The sequence below is a fragment of the Nocardia takedensis NBRC 100417 genome (genome assembly GCF_000308695.1).
Taxonomy (GTDB): Bacteria; Actinomycetota; Actinomycetes; order Mycobacteriales; family Mycobacteriaceae; genus Nocardia; species Nocardia takedensis.
In genome coordinates, this window is record NZ_BAGG01000023.1 from 35,626 (window position 1) to 51,457 (window position 15,832).

Consider the following 15,832-nt stretch of genomic DNA (forward strand, 5'->3'; position numbering starts at 1 on the left):
CGTGAGCACCGTCTACGACTGCGGCGATCCCGGTTCGCGCGCCGCCGGACTGTCCGCGGCCACCAGCGCCCTCAAGTCCGGGCGGCTGGTCGTGATGCCGACCGACACCCTCTACGGCTTGGCGGCCGATGCCTTCGACTCCAGTGCGGTCAACGCGCTGCTGGCGGCCAAGCGCCGCGGTCGCGACATGCCGGTCCCGGTGCTGGTCGGTTCCTGGAACACCATCGACGGCCTGGTCTTCTCGGTGCGACCGCAAGCCCGCGAACTGATCCGGGCGTTCTGGCCGGGCGGGTTGAGCCTGGTCGTGCAGCAGGCGCCGTCGCTGGCCTGGGATCTCGGCGACACCCGCGGCACGGTGATGCTGCGCATGCCGCTGCACCCGGTCGCGCTGGAACTGCTCGCCGAGGTCGGTCCGCTGGCGGTGTCCAGCGCCAACGTCTCCGGTCAGCCGCCCGCCACGACGGCCGACCAGGCCCGCGATCAGCTCGGCGACCTGGTCGGGGTCTACCTCGACGGCGGTCCCGCCGATCACGCCGTCGCCTCGACCATCGTCGACCTGACCGCCGATCAGCCCCGGATCCTGCGCGAGGGCGCGGTCTCGGTGCGCGAGATCGCCGAAGTACTGGGCACCTCGCCCGCCAAACTCCTCGACACCGCTCCGCAGCAGGGGTGATCCGCCCGGCCGCGACCGGGCGATCCACCGCCGCGGACCGGGTTCGGCCGTGCCGCCGGGGCAGTGCGAAGATGGGCGGCATGTTCCGCAACGTTCGCCGTCCCCGCCCCTTCGGGGTGTCCCGGGCCGGAGTCGTCACCGTGGTCGCGTCCGGCGATCGCGTGCGCGGCCTCGCCCCGGATCTTCCGACCGGCCCCGTCCTCGACGGCGCGCGGCGGTGCGGCGAGTGATCGAGCCGCTGCGTTGATGGTCTCGTCGGGGGCGGTCGTCCCGCTCCGGGAACTCCTGCTGGTGCTGTTCGTCTCCGCGGTGGTCACGTTCTTGGCCACCGGCGGCATCCGGGTGCTCGCGATCGGTTTCGGCGCGGTGGCCGTGCCCCGGGAACGCGACGTGCACGTCAAACCGATCCCGCGGATGGGTGGCGTCGGCATCTACCTCGGCTTCGCCGCCGCGGTGCTGTTCGCCCACCAACTGCCCGCGCTGCGTCGCGGGTTCGACTACGGACCCCCCAACATCCCGATCACCGTGCTGGTCGCGGCCACCCTGATCGTGCTCGTCGGCATCGTCGACGACCGCTGGGGCCTGGACGCCCTCACCAAATTCGCCGGTCAGGTCACCGCGGCGGGTGTGATGGCCGCGATGGGGCTGAGCTGGTACAGCATCTACAACCCCTTCAGCAACACCACCGTGTTCCTGGACGCGTTGCAGGGCGGTCTGGTCACCGTCGCGGTCACCGTGACGTTGGTGAACGCGATGAACTTCGTCGACGGCTTGGACGGGTTGGCCGCCGGACTCGGGTTGATCTGCGCGGCGGCGATATTCGTCTTCGCCGTCGGATTGATGACCGAACAGGGTGGGTCGGTCGACACCTATCCGCCCGCATTGTTGGCCGCCGCGATGGCGGGAGCCTGCCTCGGATTCCTGCCGCACAATTTCCAGCCCGCCCGGATTTTCATGGGCGATTCCGGTTCCATGCTGATCGGCCTGGTGTTGGCCGCGGTCTCGACCAGCGCTTCGGGCCGCATTCCGTTGCAGGGTTTCGGCCCGCGCGACATCGTGGGTCTGCTCTCGCCGCTGCTGTTGGTCGGCGCGGTCATGTTCATTCCGGTGCTGGATCTGGTGCTGGCGATCATCCGGCGCGTGCGCGCGGGCGTGAGTTTCTCCACTCCGGACAAAATGCATCTGCACCACCGATTGCTCCAGATCGGACATTCCCATCGACGCGTCGTGCTGCTGATCTATTTGTGGGTCGGCGTGCTCGCATTCGGCGCGGTCGGCACCTCGCTGATGGATGTGCGACTGGTGGTCCTGCTGGTGGCGGGCGGCTTGGTTTTCGCGCTGGTGGTGACCGCTATTCCGGGTCTGCGCGGCGGGGAGCCCGCCGACGACCGTCAGGCCCCCGGGTAAAGTCGGTCGTCGTGAGCGAGTGGATCGAGAAGACGACGCCGGGTAAAGGCGTGCCGGGCGAGCGCGAGGGGCGGTCGTGAGCTCGACTCCGAAACCGGTCCCCGGCCCCGACGCCCCGTTGCGCGCGGCCCTGCGATACGGGCTGATCGGTCTCGCCGTCTTGGTCGTGCTGTCGGTGGCGCTGGGCACGGCGCTCGCGGGGACGCCCGGCCTGTGGGGCGCGCTGATCGGCGCGGCCATCGGCGGCGGCTTCATCCTCACCACCGCGGCGGTCATCCTGTTCGGCGCGAAGCTCCCGCCCAGCACCGCGGGCCTGGTCATGCTGGTCAGCTGGGTCGGCAAGGTGCTGGTCGTGCTGATCGTGGTGGGTGTGCTCAACAACTTCGCCTTCTACGACCGCACCGTGCTGTTCCTGACCGTGATCGGCGCGCTGCTGATCGTCCTCGGAGCCGAGACCTACGGTGTTCTGCGCCAGAAGGTTCCGTACGTGACCACCACCGCGGGCGATCCCGACCCCGAGCCGAGCGGCGAATAGCTTCACCCCCCTACACAGCGTCGTAGATAGCTTGGTAAAGTGTTGGTAAGCAAGCGACCAAGGTAGGGGGGATCACCGGATCCCTCGCCGTGCCGCTATGCTTACTGCCGTGCCGGGCCCCGAGGTTCCGGTTCTGCATGTCGACGAATGTCGCCGACACCCGTACAGACGCCCCGGGCGGGTTTTGCCGCGCAGCTGCTGACGAATTTCGAGCCGACCTGAGTCGACCCAATTGATCGTCAATGTCCGATCGAACCGCGGAAATGAACGTACCCGCGGCCCGAACACGGGAGAGAACGCTGAGCGTCACCACTTTGGCGGCCGAGTTCCACGCGCCGTCGCTTACCGACTTCTTCCCTCCAGCTGTGCTGTTCGAGGGAACGCCGTTCGAACTCGATCGATTGATGCTGGTTCGGCTGCTGATGACCGCGGTGCTGGTGGGTGTCATGCTCCTGGCTTTCCGCTCGCCGAAGATCATCCCGCGCGGACTTCAGAATGTCGCCGAGACGGGTCTGGTCTTCGTGAAGGAGCAGATTTGCGACGAGGTCCTCGGTAAGGAAAGCGGACGCAAGTTCTTCCCGCTGATCGCGACGATCTTCTTCACGGTTCTCTTTCTGAACTTCTCCGGCATCGTTCCGGGCTTGAACATCTCCTCGAACGCCCGAATCGGTATGCCGCTGGTGTTGGCCGCGGTCGTGTACGTGGTGTTCAACTACGTGGGTATCAAGAAGTACGGCTTCTTCAAGTACGTGCGCAGCAGCATCGTGGTGCCGAACGTGCCGCCCGCGCTGCACGTGCTGCTGATCCCCATCGAGTTCGTCTCGACCTTCATCCTGCGCCCGTTCACGCTGACCGTCCGACTCATGGCCAACATGCTGGCGGGCCACATCATGCTGGTGCTGTTCTTCAGCGCCACCTGGTTCTTCTTGTTCGACGCCGCCGCCTGGATGAAGGTGTTCTCGCCGTTCTCGCTGCTCGCCGGTCTCGGCTTCACGCTGTTCGAGATGCTGGTCATCTTCCTGCAGGCCTACGTGTTCGCGCTGCTGACCGCGGTGTACATCAGCCTGGCGCAGCACGCCGACGACCACTGACCCGACTCGCACGACCAAACGCCACAACCTGCTACACCGTGCCGACCGGCAGGTGAGCAACAGAAAGGGAATGGAAGACTAATGAGCCTCGCGTACCTGGCCCAGGAAGCCGCCACCTCCGAATCGACGTTCAAGGGCTTCGGCGCCATCGGCTACGGTCTGGCCGCCATCGGCCCCGGCATCGGCGTCGGCATCGTGGTCGGCAAGGCCATCGAGGGTATCGCCCGTCAGCCCGAGCTCCAGGGCACGATCCGCACCAACATGTTCCTCGGTATCGCGTTCACCGAGGCGCTGGCGCTGATCGGTCTCGTCGCCGGCTTCATTTTCTGATTCCGATGTACGAGATCACAGTGCTCGCGGCGTCCGAGGGAGAGGATGTGAATCCCCTCATCCCCGAGACGTACGACATCGTCTGGTCCGTGGTCTGCGTCGCGATCATCGCGGTGCTGTTCTACAAGTACGTCGTCCCGCGTCTGCTGAAGACGTTGGACGAGCGTACCGACAAGATCGAAGGCGGCATCGCTCGCGCGGAGTCCGCCCAGGAAGAGGCCAAGGCGACGCTGCAGCAGTACCAGCAGCAGTTGGCCGACGCCAGGCTCGAGGCCGCGCGCATCCGTGAGGACGCGCGTACCCAGGGCCAGCAGATCCTGGCGCAGATGCGTTCGGAGGCCCAGGCCGAGAGCGACCGCATCGTGGCCGCCGGTCACAGCCAGCTGGAAGCCCAGCGCCAGCAGATCCTGACCGAACTGCGTTCCGAGGTCGGCCGCACCGCCGTCGACCTGGCCGAGAAGATCATCGGGCAGTCGGTTTCGGACGACGCCAAGCAGGCGGCGTCGATCGAGCGGTTCCTCGCCGAACTCGACGACACCGATGCGGGCATCGGGGTCGGAAGGTAACGACGCGAAAGTGAGAAGCATGTACGCAGCGAGCCGCGAGGCGAGCGCCCGGTCCAGGGAGGCGTTGCGCGCCGCCCTGACCGGAAGCGACAGTGTTGCCGCGACGACGGGCTCGGAACTGTTCGCCGTCGTCGGGGTGCTGGACGACCAGCGTTCGCTGCGTGTTGCGCTCGCGGACGTGTCGGTGCCGGGTTCGGTGCGCGCCGAACTGAGTGAGCGGGTCTTCGGAAGCAAGGTCAGCGCCGCGACGCAGGCGGTGCTGACCACCGCCGTCGCCCAGGACTGGTCCCGCACCGCCGACCTCGTCGACACCTTGGTGTTGCTCGGTCAGGAAGCGCTGCTGGAGTCCGCGGGCGACAGCGGCCGGGCCGACGCGGTCGAGGACGAGCTGTTCCGGCTGGGCCGGATCGTCGCCGACAACCCCGATCTGGAGCAGGCGCTCTCGGATCGCGCGAAGCCCGCCTCGGCCAAGCGCGACCTGGTGGCGCGGCTGCTGACCGGCAAGGTCGAACCCATCACGCTGACCCTGGCCGAGCAGGTGGTGACCAGGCACAGCGCCGGGATCGGCGCGGCCTTCGACGAGCTGTCCGATCTGGCCGCCAACCGGCGCGATCAGATCGTGGCGCACGTGCAGGCCGCGATCACCCTGTCCGAACAGCAGCGCGATCGCCTCGCGGCCTCCCTCGGGCGCATCTACGGCAAGCCGGTCACGGTGCACGTGCAGGTCGACCCGAGTCTGCTGAGCGGCCTGGTCGTGCGCGTCGGCGACGACGTGATCGACGGCAGCGCCATCGGCCGACTGGAGCGGTTGCGACGCGAGCTGGCCTGAGCCTGCGCCGCCGCGCACCGCACCACCCCCCGACATTCGAGAACGACACAGCGAGAGCAGGAAGAACATGGCGGAGCTGACGATCTCCTCCGACGAGATCCGTAGCGCGATCGAGAGCTACACCCAGAGCTACAAACCCGAGACCTCCATCGAAGAAGTCGGTGTGGTCACCGACACCAGCGACGGCATCGCGCACGTCTCCGGTCTGCCCTCGGCGATGGCCAACGAGCTGCTCGAATTCCCGGGCGGTGTGCTCGGCGTGGCGCTGAACCTCGAGGATCGCGAGATCGGTGCGGTCATCCTCGGCGAGTACGCCGAGATCGAGGAGGGCCAGCAGGTCCGCCGCACCGGCGACGTGCTCTCGGTTCCGGTCGGTGACAAGTTCCTCGGTCGCGTGGTCAACCCGCTCGGCCAGCCGATCGACGGCCTGGGCGAGATCGAGGCCGACGAGCAGCGCGTGCTCGAGCTGCAGGCCGCGACCGTGCTGGAGCGTCAGCCGGTCGAGGAGCCGCTGGCCACCGGCATCACCGCCATCGACGCCCTGACCGCCATCGGCCGCGGCCAGCGTCAGCTGATCATCGGCGACCGCAAGACCGGCAAGACCGCGGTCACCATCGACGCGATCCTGGCGCAGAAGGCGAACTGGGAGTCCGGCGATCCGACCAAGCAGGTGCGCTGCATCTACGTCGCGATCGGCCAGAAGGGCTCGACCATCGCGGGCGTGAAGTCGGCCCTCGAGGCGCACGGCGCGATGGAGTACACCACCATCGTCGCGGCCCCGGCCTCCGACTCCGCCGGCTTCAAGTGGCTGGCCCCCTACACCGGTTCGGCCCTCGGTCAGCACTGGATGTACCAGGGCAAGCACGTCCTGATCGTGTTCGACGACCTGACCAAGCAGGCCGAGGCGTACCGCGCCATCTCGCTGCTGCTGCGTCGCCCGCCGGGCCGCGAGGCGTACCCGGGTGACGTCTTCTACCTGCACTCGCGCCTGCTGGAGCGTTGCGCGAAGCTCTCCGACGCGATGGGCGCGGGGTCGATGACCGGTCTGCCGATCATCGAGACCAAGGCCAACGACATCTCGGCCTTCATTCCGACCAACGTGATCTCCATCACCGACGGCCAGGTCTTCCTCGAGTCCGACCTGTTCAACAAGGGCGTCCGCCCGGCGATCAACGTCGGCACCTCGGTCTCCCGCGTCGGTGGCGCCGCCCAGACCAAGGGCATGAAGAAGGTCGCCGGTTCGCTGCGTCTGGAAATGGCGCAGTTCCGTGAGCTCGAGGCGTTCTCCGCCTTCGCCTCCGACCTCGACGCCGCCTCGCTGGCGCAGCTCGAGCGCGGCGCGCGCTGGGTCGAACTGCTCAAGCAGGACCAGTACTCCCCGGTCGCCGTCGAGGATCAGATCGTCTCGATCTACCTGGTCGACGCCGGTTACTACGACTCGGTCCCCGTCGGCGACATCCGTCGCTTCAACGGCGAACTGCTCGAGGACCTGCACCGCGAGGCCCCCGACGCCTTCGCCTCCATCGAGGGCGGCAAGGTCCTCACCGGTGACGCGGCGGACGCGATCAAGGCCGCGACCGACAAGTTCAAGCAGGGCTTCCTCGCCTCCGACGGCAGCCGCGTGGTGAACGAGGCCGACGCCGGCGAACTCGACCACGAAGAGGTCGAATCGCTGTCGGTCACCCGCAAGCACGTCGAGAAGTAGGTCGGCGGCCCGTGATGCGTCATTCGATACGCGGCGAAGCAGGGAGGTTGAACCGTGGCCAGCTTGCGTGAATTGCGCTCCCGCATTCGCGGTGTGAATTCGATCAAGAAGATCACCAAGGCGCAGGAGCTGATCGCGACCTCGCGCATCTCCAAGGCGCAGGCCAGGGTCGCGGCCGCCAAGCCGTACGCGGAGGAGATCACCAAAGTCCTCGGCGAACTGGCCAGTGCGTCGCAGAACCTGGCGCACCCGCTGCTCACCGAACGTCCGAACCCGCGCCGCGCCGCCGTCCTGGTCATCACCAGTGACAGCGGCATGGCCGGTGGCTACAACTCCAACGTGCTCAAGCGCGCCGAGGAATTGATGACCACCCTGCGCGGCGAGGGCAAGGAACCGGTGCTCTACGTCATGGGCAAGAAGGGCCTGACGTACTACACCTTCCGCAACCGGCAACTGGTCGGCTCGTGGACGGGGTTCTCCCAGCAGCCGAAGTACTCCGACGCCTCCGAGGCCTGCCGTCACCTGGTGGACAGCTTCATGGCCGGAGCGGACGGCGAGGTGCCGACGCCCGACGGCGGCACCGTGGCCGGTGTGGACGAACTGCACATCGTCTACACCCGGTTCGTCTCGATGCTGACCCAGACCCCCGAGGTCAGGCGGCTCGCGCCGATCCAGGTGAGCTACGTCGACGAGAACTTCGACATCGGTGAGGATTTCGTGTCCGACTCGCCGACGGCGAAGGTCACGGCACAGTACGAATTCGAGCCCGACGCCGACGTGCTGCTGGCGGCCCTGCTGCCCAAGTACGTCAACACGCGTATCTACGCGTCGTTGCTCGAGGCAGCGGCATCCGAGTCGGCGGCTCGGCGCACCGCAATGAAGGCGGCCACCGACAACGCCAACGAACTCGCGAGCGTGCTCCAGCGCGAGGCGAACTCGGTCCGTCAGGCCCAGATCACGCAGGAAATCAGCGAAATCGTCGGCGGCGTGAACGCGCTGGCGTCGAGCTCGGACCGCGACTGAAGCGCGGCGGCCTGAGCCAGGGCCGTACCTACCCGGCCCGCCAGGCCGCAACAAGACACGGAGAGAACCAACACCAATGACCGCAGCTGTCACACAGGACAACACGAGCCGGACCGGCGAGGCCGCAGGTCGCGTCGTCCGCGTCATCGGCCCCGTCGTGGACGTCGAGTTCCCGCGCGGAGCCATCCCCGAGCTGTTCAACGCTCTGCACGCCGAGATCACCCTGACCTCGGTGGCCAAGACCCTGACCCTCGAGGTCGCCCAGCACCTCGGCGACAACATCGTGCGCACCATCTCGATGCAGCCGACCGACGGCCTGGTCCGCGGCGCGACCGTCACCGACTCGGGCAAGCCGATCTCGGTGCCCGTCGGCGACGTCGTCAAGGGGCACGTGTTCAACGCCCTCGGCGACTGCCTGGACACCCCCGGCCTGGGCCGCGACGGCGAGCAGTGGGGCATCCACCGCAAGCCCCCGAGCTTCGACCAGCTCGAAGGCAAGACCGAGCTGCTCGAGACCGGCATCAAGGTCATCGACCTGCTGACCCCCTACGTGAAGGGCGGCAAGATCGGCCTGTTCGGTGGCGCCGGTGTCGGCAAGACCGTGCTGATCCAGGAGATGATCACCCGTATCGCGCGGGAGTTCTCCGGCACCTCGGTGTTCGCGGGCGTCGGTGAGCGCACCCGTGAGGGCACCGACCTGCACCTGGAGATGGAGGAGATGGGCGTCCTGCAGGACACCGCCCTCGTCTTCGGCCAGATGGACGAGCCGCCGGGCACCCGTATGCGGGTCGCGCTGTCGGCGCTGACCATGGCGGAGTACTTCCGTGACGTGCAGCACCAGGACGTGCTGCTGTTCATCGACAACATCTTCCGCTTCACCCAGGCCGGTTCCGAGGTCTCGACCCTGCTGGGTCGTATGCCCTCCGCCGTCGGTTACCAGCCGACCCTTGCCGACGAGATGGGTGAGCTCCAGGAGCGCATCACCTCGACCCGCGGTCGCTCGATCACCTCGCTGCAGGCCATCTACGTGCCCGCCGACGACTACACCGACCCGGCCCCGGCGACCACCTTCGCCCACCTGGACGCGACGACCGAGCTCTCCCGCCCGATCTCGCAGAAGGGCATCTACCCGGCCGTCGACCCGCTGACCTCGACCTCGCGCATCCTCGAGGCCTCGATCGTCGGCGATCGGCACTTCGCGGTGGCCAACGAGGTCAAGCGGATCCTGCAGAAGTACAAGGAACTCCAGGACATCATCGCCATCCTCGGCATGGACGAGCTCTCCGAGGAGGACAAGGTCCTCGTCGGTCGCGCCCGTCGTCTGGAGAAGTTCCTCGGCCAGAACTTCATCGTGGCCGAGAAGTTCACCGGCCAGGTGGGTTCGGTCGTGCCGCTCGAGCAGACCATCGACGATTTCGACCGGGTCTGCAAGGGCGAGTTCGACCACTTCCCGGAGCAGGCGTTCAACTCCTGCGGTGGTCTCGACGACGTCGAGGCGGCCGCGAAGAAGATCGCCGGAAAGTAGTCACCGATGGCTGAGATGTCAGTGGATCTGGTCGCCGTGGAACGGCGGCTCTGGTCGGGGCGGGCGAGTTTCGTCAGCGCGCAGACCACCGAGGGACAGATCGGCATCATGGCCGGTCACGAGCCGCTGCTCGGCCAGTTGGTCGAGGGCGGCATCGTGAACATCGTCCCGGTCGAGGGTGAGCGCATCGTCGCGGCCGTGCACGGTGGCTTCTTCTCGGTGACCGCCGACAGCGTCCGGGTGCTGGCCGAGTCCGCGGAGTTCGCGGGCGAGGTCGACGTCGAGTCGGCCCGCCGGGTGCTCGCCGACGCGGCGGCCTCGGAGGAGGAGCAGAAGGTCGCGCAGGCCCAGGTGCGCGCGTTCGAGCAGGCCGCACAGCTCTGAGGCCAGTTCTGTTGTGAACAATGCCATTGTCGGCGGCGAAGGGGACTTCGCCGCCGACAATGGTTTCGGGCCCCGGTATTCCGGTAGGCCCGATGGTTTTCCGGCCCGCCTGATGGGCCGTTCGCGGCCTCGTGTTTGAATGTCGCAACGGAGGGGTATCCGGCAGGATTCTCGTACCGTCGCCGAGTGGAAGGAAGAACAGCATTGCAGACCGGGATGGTTGTTCTGATCATTCTGGTGTCGGTGCTGGTCGGACTCGCCCTGATATCGATCTACCGGCTCGTCATGCTGCGCCGCGGCGGCACCGCCGCGATCCTGCGGGTGTTGCCCGCCCAGGGCGGCCAGGGGTGGCGGCACGGCCTGATCCGCTACGACGAGGACAGGCTCGTCTTCTACAAGCTCACGAGTCTGCGACTGGGCCCGGATTCCACGATCCGGCGGCGCGGCATCGAAATCGGTGACCGGCGCGGCCCGGTGGGCGACGAGTACGACATCATGACCGACGAGATCATCGTGACCGCCGTGGCCGATCACGGCGGGGATTACGAACTCGCGCTCGACCGCGGCGCCCGTGCGGCCTTCCTGTCCTGGGTGGAGTCGCGTCCGTCGGATCGCACGCGCAGGCTGCCCGGCCTGTAGCGGGCCCGCTCGGGCTACCCTCGATGACGTCGAACGACTGTCGCGGAAGGGCGGGTATCCCGGATGAGTGTGCACCTGACTCGGATCTACACCAGGACCGGGGACGACGGGACGACCGGTCTGAGCGATTTCTCCCGGGTGGACAAGACCGATCCGCGCTTGGTGGCCTACGCCGACTGCGATGAGACCAATGCCGCGATCGGGGTGGCGATCGCGCTGGGCGCGCCGGAGCCGGAACTGCTGGCGGTGCTGCGCCAGGTCCAGAACGATCTGTTCGACGCGGGCGCCGATCTGTCCACGCCGGTGGTGGCCGAGCCGAAGTACCCGCCGCTGCGCATCGCCCAGGACTACGTCGACCGGCTGGAGAAGTGGTGTGACGAGTTCAATGCCGAACTGGCGCCGCTGAATTCGTTCATCCTGCCCGGCGGCACGCCGTTGGCGGCGTTGCTGCACACCGCGCGGACGGTCGCCCGGCGCGCCGAGCGCTCGGCGTGGGCGGCGGTGTCGGCCTACCCCGACGACACCAGCGCCCTGCCCGCGAAATATCTGAACCGCCTGTCGGATCTGCTGTTCATCCTGAGCCGTTTCACCAACCCCGAGGGTGACGTGCTGTGGCAGCCGGGCGGCGGCGCGAAGCGCGCGGACTAGCCGACGCGCAGACTCACGATGTCCTCGGACAGCGGCGCGACCGTGCCGATGATCTGATCGACGAGTTCCCTGGGCACGCCCGCCGCGCTGAGCGCCGCGCCGAGGTGGCCCGCGACGAGGTCGAAGTGCTGCTGGGCGATGCCGCGACCCTGGTGGACATCCCGCATCGGCGCGCCGGTGTAGGGCTCCGGTCCGCCCAGAGCCGCGTTGAAGAATTCGGCCTGCTTGCCCTTGAGGCGCGACATGTTCACGCCGGTGAAGAAGCCTGCCAGTTCCGGGTCGGCCAGGACGCGGACGTAGAAGTCGTCGACCACGGTGGCGACGGCTTCGGCTCCGCCGATCTGTTCGTAGAGGGAATTCGACATGGAAAGGGTCCTCCGTCTGTCGCCACGTACATGGCGACTTGTCGGTATGTTTTCCGATCCGAACGGGCTGCGGATCGAAAACAACTGTAGTGCAACCCTTTTGGCTTCGCAGGCCGAGGAAGTCCGCGCCGAACGGTGTCCGCCCTGATCAACGATCCGCCGGTCCGATCTGTGGCGGAGTCCACATGGACACCGCCGACCGAGGCGTCTCGGAGAGAGTCGAACGCGGCGAATCGGGCACCGTCGAACGCGGCAGTTCGGCGGCCGACGAACGCGACGACTCGGACACGGCCGACCGCGGCCCGTGCGATATCGCCGAGCGCGGCGAGTCGGGCACGGCCGCGCGATCCGGATCGGGTCGCGTCGACTGCTCCTGCGCCTGACCCAGCTTGTCGATCTCGGTGAACAACGCCTCCACGATCGTGTGCATCTGCTTCTGCGCGATCTGGGCGTAGGTGCGGATGTACTCGATCTCGGCGGGCACCGGATCGGGGGCGTCGGCGGGGGTGTCGGTCAGCGCGGCGATACCGTCGGCGGCCTGCGCGGCCGACTCCTGGGCCTGACGCAGGATGTCGGCGTACTGCTCGCGCGCCGCCGTCACCAGTTCGCGCGCGTAGTGCTCGGCCTCGGCCACCGTGGTCTCCGCCGAGATCTGCGCCTGACTCAACATGTTCACCGCGCGAATGCTCACGCCCAGCAGGTCGTGCTGGGTCTCCTCGCGCAACTGGGTGTTCTCCCGGCGCAGCGCCGCCAACTCGCCGCGCAGGGTGTCCACCGTCACGGTGCTCACCGGCGCGGCCTTGTGCAGCGCGAGCTGACGTTCCAGATCGGCGACCCGCGTCGCCAGGTAGTCGTTGTCGGCCAGCAGCGATTTCTCCCCGCCGTATTCGACCTGTTGGGTCAGCCGCTTGTTGGTGGTGTCCAGGCGGGTCACCTCGCGGGCGATCCGCTCGAGGAATTCGTCGACCTGCCCCTCGTCGTAGCCGCGCCGTCCCAGCGCCGATCTCTTGAACTGGACTTTCTCGATATCGCGTGGTTTCAGCGCCATGTGGGTACCTCGTGTCCGCTCGCCGCGGGGACCTCCTCGGTGCCGCCCGCCGGGTCGAAGTTCTCGAATCGGATGGCCGTGCGCGCCAGACCCGCGCCGGTCAGTTCGTCCCTGGTGTGTTCGACCATCGCGACCGAACCGCAGACCAGGGCGGTGTATCCCTGCCAGTCCGCGGTCCGCGCCGCGACGGCGCCCACCGCCCCTTTGGCGCCGCGGAAGGCCGGGTCCTCCGACACCACCGGGGTGTAGTGGAACCAGGGCCTGGTGTTCGCCATCTCGGTGAGGAAGGCGTCCTCGTAGAGGTTCCACTGGGTTCGAACCCCGTGGAACAGATGCACATTCGCGCTGTTCCCACCCGCGCGCCACTCGGCGTCGAGTTGTTCGACGACCGCCGTCATCGGCGCGAGTCCGGTGCCGCCCGCGACCATGAGCAGGTCGCCGCGGAATTGCTCGGCGACCGTCAGCGCCGTGCCGACCGGCGCGCCGATTCGCACGGTGTCGCCCGCGGCGACCTGTCGGGCCAGCGGCGCGCTGACCTGTCCGCCCGCGACGATCTGCACGTGCAGATCGATGGTGCCGTCGGCTCGCGGCGCGTTCGCCGGACTGTAGTAGCGCCACAGCTTCGGTCGCTGCGCGATCTCCAGGGCGAAGGACTGTCCGGGACTGTAGGCGTAGGGCTGGGTCGGTCGTATCCGCAGGACCGCGACGTCGATGCTGCGCCGATCGGCGCCCAGGACCTCGGCCTCCCACCATGCGGGCGAGGTCTGCTCGCTCTCCTCGGCGGCCAGCACCATGATCTTGGCGACCACGCCGTAGGCCTCGGCCCAGTCCGCGGCCAGTCGGTCGGTCCACGCCGCGCCCAGGAAGTACTGCAAGGTCGCCAGCAGCGAGGCGCCCGCCGCCGGATAGTGATCGGCGACGACGTCGAATTTGCGGTGGTCGCGCCCCAGTTGCCGCACGAAGCTCGGATCGCCGCCGATGCGGTCGACACTGCTGACGATGCGTCCCAGCGCGGCGAAGAACCGACTCCGCTGGGCGGCCATCGAGACCGGGAACATGGCGCGCACCTCGGGGTGGGCCATGAACAGATGCGAATAGAAGTAGAGAACCGCTTCGTCGCCGACTTTCTCGACGTCGCGCCAACTAGCTTGAAGTGCCGGTATATCCATCGCCGATCAGCGGTCCACTCGGCGTGCGCCGGGTCGGATCGCCGGGCGCGGATCACGGGTACTCGACAAAAACGTCCCCAATCCTGCGGTGTCGGTGAGCGTTCGGGACTCGGCACCGGGAGCACGACAACGCCGTCATGACCCCCGTCGCTCGGGCACGAGCCTCCTGACTGGCCGGTAGCCTAGATCAAGTTCCGCTTGCTCGCAGAGCGTGGATCTCGAAGCGAATCACGCGATAGACCGTTCGGTCCGATATCGAGATCGCGTACACGCGGGTACCGGCCGACGACGATGGATAAGCTGACCCGTGTGAGCGAACGGTTTCTGGTCACCGGGGGCAACAGGCTCGTCGGCGAGGTCGCGGTGGGAGGGGCGAAGAACAGCGTCCTCAAGCTGATGGCCGCCGCCCTGCTGGCCGAGGGCACGTCGAGGATCACCAACTGCCCCGACATCCTCGACGTCCCGTTGATGGCCGAGGTCCTGCGGGGCCTCGGCTGCGAGGTGACGATCACCGACGACGCCCCCGGCGACCGGTCGGTGGTGACCATCAACACCCCCGCCGAACCGAAGTATCACGCCGATTTCCCGGCGGTCACCCAGTTCCGCGCGTCAGTGTGCGTCCTGGGTCCGCTCATGGCGCGGTGCAAGCGCGCCGTGGTGGCGCTGCCCGGCGGTGACGCGATCGGCTCACGTCCGCTGGACATGCACCAGGCCGGTCTGCGCCTGCTCGGCGCGACCAGCGAGATCGAGCACGGCTGCGTCGTCGCCCGCGCCGACGAACTCCAGGGCGCGCGGATCCGCCTGGACTTCCCGTCCGTCGGCGCCACCGAGAACATCCTGATGGCCGCGGTCCTGGCCGAGGGCGAGACGGTCATCGACAACGCCGCGCGCGAACCCGACATCGTCGACCTGTGCAACATGCTGGTCCAGATGGGGGCGCGGGTCAGCGGTGCGGGCACCTCGGTGCTGACCATCCAAGGCGTCGAACGCCTGTCGCCGACCGACCATCGGGTCATCGGCGACCGCATCGTCGCCGCCACGTGGGGTATCGCCGCGTCGATGACGATGGGCGATGTGAAGGTGACCGGGGTCAACCCGAAGCACCTGTCGCTGGTCCTGGACAAACTGCGGTCCGCGGGCGCGCGGATCTCCTTCGACGTGGACGGATTCCGCGTCGTCCAACCCGACCGGCCGCGCGCGGTCAACTTCTCGACCCTGCCGTTCCCCGGCTTCCCGACCGACCTGCAGCCGATGGCCATCGGCCTGGCCGCCATCGCCGACGGCACCTCGATGATCACCGAGAACATCTTCGAGGCGCGGTTCCGGTTCGTGGAGGAGATGATCCGCCTCGGCGCCGACGCCAGGACCGACGGTCACCACGCGGTGGTGCGCGGGATCCCGCGGTTGTCCAGCGCGCCGGTCTGGTCCTCCGACATCCGGGCGGGTGCGGGTCTGGTGCTGGCCGGACTGGTCGCCGACGGGATGACCGAAGTGCACGACGTCTTCCACATCGACCGGGGCTACCCGAATTTCGTGGAGCAGTTGCAATCCCTGGGCGGTCAGGTCGAGCGTGTCGGCGCGCCGGAATGAGCTTGCCGGAAGGTGACGTCGCGGCGACGTCGATGAAAACCCTTTCTGACCAGGGGATTTGACATCGTGCACGGCACCACGTAACTTTATTCGAGTCAGAGCGACACGGACACCAACCCCGGCCTCAGCGGTCACGCTGAGAGGGTTCGATGGTAACATCGGATAGGGGCCAACGAGGTTGTACGGGGAGCGCCTGGCGATCACACTGGTTCGGTTGATACTCGGATTTGGTTTCGGGTGGTTGGCTGGGCTAAGCTGGAAAAGTTGCCTCACTGAATGGCCGGTTGGATGACTGGTTCTGATGG

Annotated in this window: 18 protein-coding genes; 15 read left to right on the forward strand and 3 right to left on the reverse strand. The window is 67.6% G+C overall.

From position 1 onward, the window contains the following. The first annotated feature begins 1 nt into the window (after position 1). From ON30_RS05975 to ON30_RS06040, 14 genes are all read left to right on the forward strand, one after another. Complete coding sequence (locus tag ON30_RS05975) at positions 2–673, forward strand: L-threonylcarbamoyladenylate synthase (protein ID WP_040704810.1); 672 nt, start codon at positions 2–4, stop codon at positions 671–673. Positions 674–753: 80 nt separating this feature from the next. Beyond that, positions 754–903: a hypothetical protein gene (locus ON30_RS38845; RefSeq protein ID WP_157183621.1), complete on the forward strand. Its 150-nt coding sequence runs from the start codon at positions 754–756 to the stop codon at positions 901–903. Positions 904–919: 16 nt separating this feature from the next. Next, complete coding sequence (locus ON30_RS05985) at positions 920–2,080, forward strand: glycosyltransferase family 4 protein (RefSeq protein WP_040704789.1); 1,161 nt, start codon at positions 920–922, stop codon at positions 2,078–2,080. A gap of 76 nt (positions 2,081–2,156) precedes the next feature. Then, positions 2,157–2,615 (forward strand): Cg1360 family ATP-synthase-associated protein, encoded by a 459-nt coding sequence (locus ON30_RS05990; protein ID WP_040704790.1) that lies wholly within the window; start codon positions 2,157–2,159, stop codon positions 2,613–2,615. Between the two features lie 263 nt (positions 2,616–2,878). Next, entirely contained in the window at positions 2,879–3,706 is an 828-nt protein-coding gene (atpB, locus tag ON30_RS05995) for a F0F1 ATP synthase subunit A (RefSeq protein WP_452376807.1), read from the forward strand. A gap of 81 nt (positions 3,707–3,787) precedes the next feature. Next, positions 3,788–4,036: an ATP synthase F0 subunit C gene (locus ON30_RS06000; RefSeq protein ID WP_040704792.1), complete on the forward strand. Its 249-nt coding sequence runs from the start codon at positions 3,788–3,790 to the stop codon at positions 4,034–4,036. A 5-nt stretch (positions 4,037–4,041) separates the two neighbouring features. Continuing rightward, on the forward strand, positions 4,042–4,602 hold the full coding sequence (locus ON30_RS06005; RefSeq protein ID WP_040704793.1) for a F0F1 ATP synthase subunit B: 561 nt from the start codon (positions 4,042–4,044) through the stop codon (positions 4,600–4,602). 19 nt (positions 4,603–4,621) lie between these two features. Beyond that, positions 4,622–5,431: a F0F1 ATP synthase subunit delta gene (locus ON30_RS06010; protein WP_040704794.1), complete on the forward strand. Its 810-nt coding sequence runs from the start codon at positions 4,622–4,624 to the stop codon at positions 5,429–5,431. Positions 5,432–5,498: 67 nt separating this feature from the next. Next, positions 5,499–7,136, forward strand: a complete 1,638-nt coding sequence (gene atpA, locus ON30_RS06015) for a F0F1 ATP synthase subunit alpha (protein WP_040704795.1) — start codon at positions 5,499–5,501, stop codon at positions 7,134–7,136. Positions 7,137–7,190: 54 nt separating this feature from the next. Then, a complete protein-coding gene (locus ON30_RS06020; RefSeq protein ID WP_040704796.1) occupies positions 7,191–8,159 on the forward strand; it encodes a F0F1 ATP synthase subunit gamma in 969 nt (322 codons plus the stop codon). A 76-nt stretch (positions 8,160–8,235) separates the two neighbouring features. Next, the gene (gene atpD / locus ON30_RS06025; protein WP_040704797.1) at positions 8,236–9,684 is read left to right on the forward strand and encodes a F0F1 ATP synthase subunit beta; all 1,449 of its coding nucleotides are present in this window, start codon (positions 8,236–8,238) and stop codon (positions 9,682–9,684) included. A 6-nt stretch (positions 9,685–9,690) separates the two neighbouring features. Further along, entirely contained in the window at positions 9,691–10,068 is a 378-nt protein-coding gene (locus tag ON30_RS06030; protein ID WP_040704798.1) for a F0F1 ATP synthase subunit epsilon, read from the forward strand. 216 nt (positions 10,069–10,284) lie between these two features. Beyond that, positions 10,285–10,707 carry a DUF2550 domain-containing protein gene (locus tag ON30_RS06035; protein ID WP_040704799.1) on the forward strand — a complete coding sequence of 141 codons (423 nt, stop codon included), beginning with the start codon at positions 10,285–10,287 and terminating at the stop codon, positions 10,705–10,707. Positions 10,708–10,770: 63 nt separating this feature from the next. After that, positions 10,771–11,355, forward strand: a complete 585-nt coding sequence (locus ON30_RS06040) for a cob(I)yrinic acid a,c-diamide adenosyltransferase (protein ID WP_040704800.1) — start codon at positions 10,771–10,773, stop codon at positions 11,353–11,355. Here the strand turns inward: ON30_RS06040 and ON30_RS06045 are convergent. From ON30_RS06045 to ON30_RS06055, 3 genes are all read right to left on the reverse strand, one after another. Beyond that, positions 11,352–11,720 carry a group I truncated hemoglobin gene (locus ON30_RS06045; protein WP_040704801.1) on the reverse strand — a complete coding sequence of 123 codons (369 nt, stop codon included), beginning with the start codon at positions 11,718–11,720 and terminating at the stop codon, positions 11,352–11,354. The genes ON30_RS06040 and ON30_RS06045 overlap by 4 nt on opposite strands. A 148-nt stretch (positions 11,721–11,868) precedes the next feature. Further along, the gene (locus tag ON30_RS38850; protein WP_051028976.1) at positions 11,869–12,768 is read right to left on the reverse strand and encodes a DivIVA domain-containing protein; all 900 of its coding nucleotides are present in this window, start codon (positions 12,766–12,768) and stop codon (positions 11,869–11,871) included. Further along, positions 12,759–13,937, reverse strand: coding sequence for a globin domain-containing protein (locus tag ON30_RS06055; protein ID WP_040704802.1), 1,179 nt, complete (start codon positions 13,935–13,937; stop codon positions 12,759–12,761). The genes ON30_RS38850 and ON30_RS06055 overlap by 10 nt, the downstream gene beginning before the upstream one ends. Positions 13,938–14,246: 309 nt before the next feature. Here ON30_RS06055 and murA point away from each other — a divergent pair, with 309 nt between their 5' ends. Then, positions 14,247–15,527 carry a UDP-N-acetylglucosamine 1-carboxyvinyltransferase gene (gene murA / locus ON30_RS06060; RefSeq protein WP_174387394.1) on the forward strand — a complete coding sequence of 427 codons (1,281 nt, stop codon included), beginning with the start codon at positions 14,247–14,249 and terminating at the stop codon, positions 15,525–15,527. Positions 15,528–15,832: the final 305 nt, after the last annotated feature.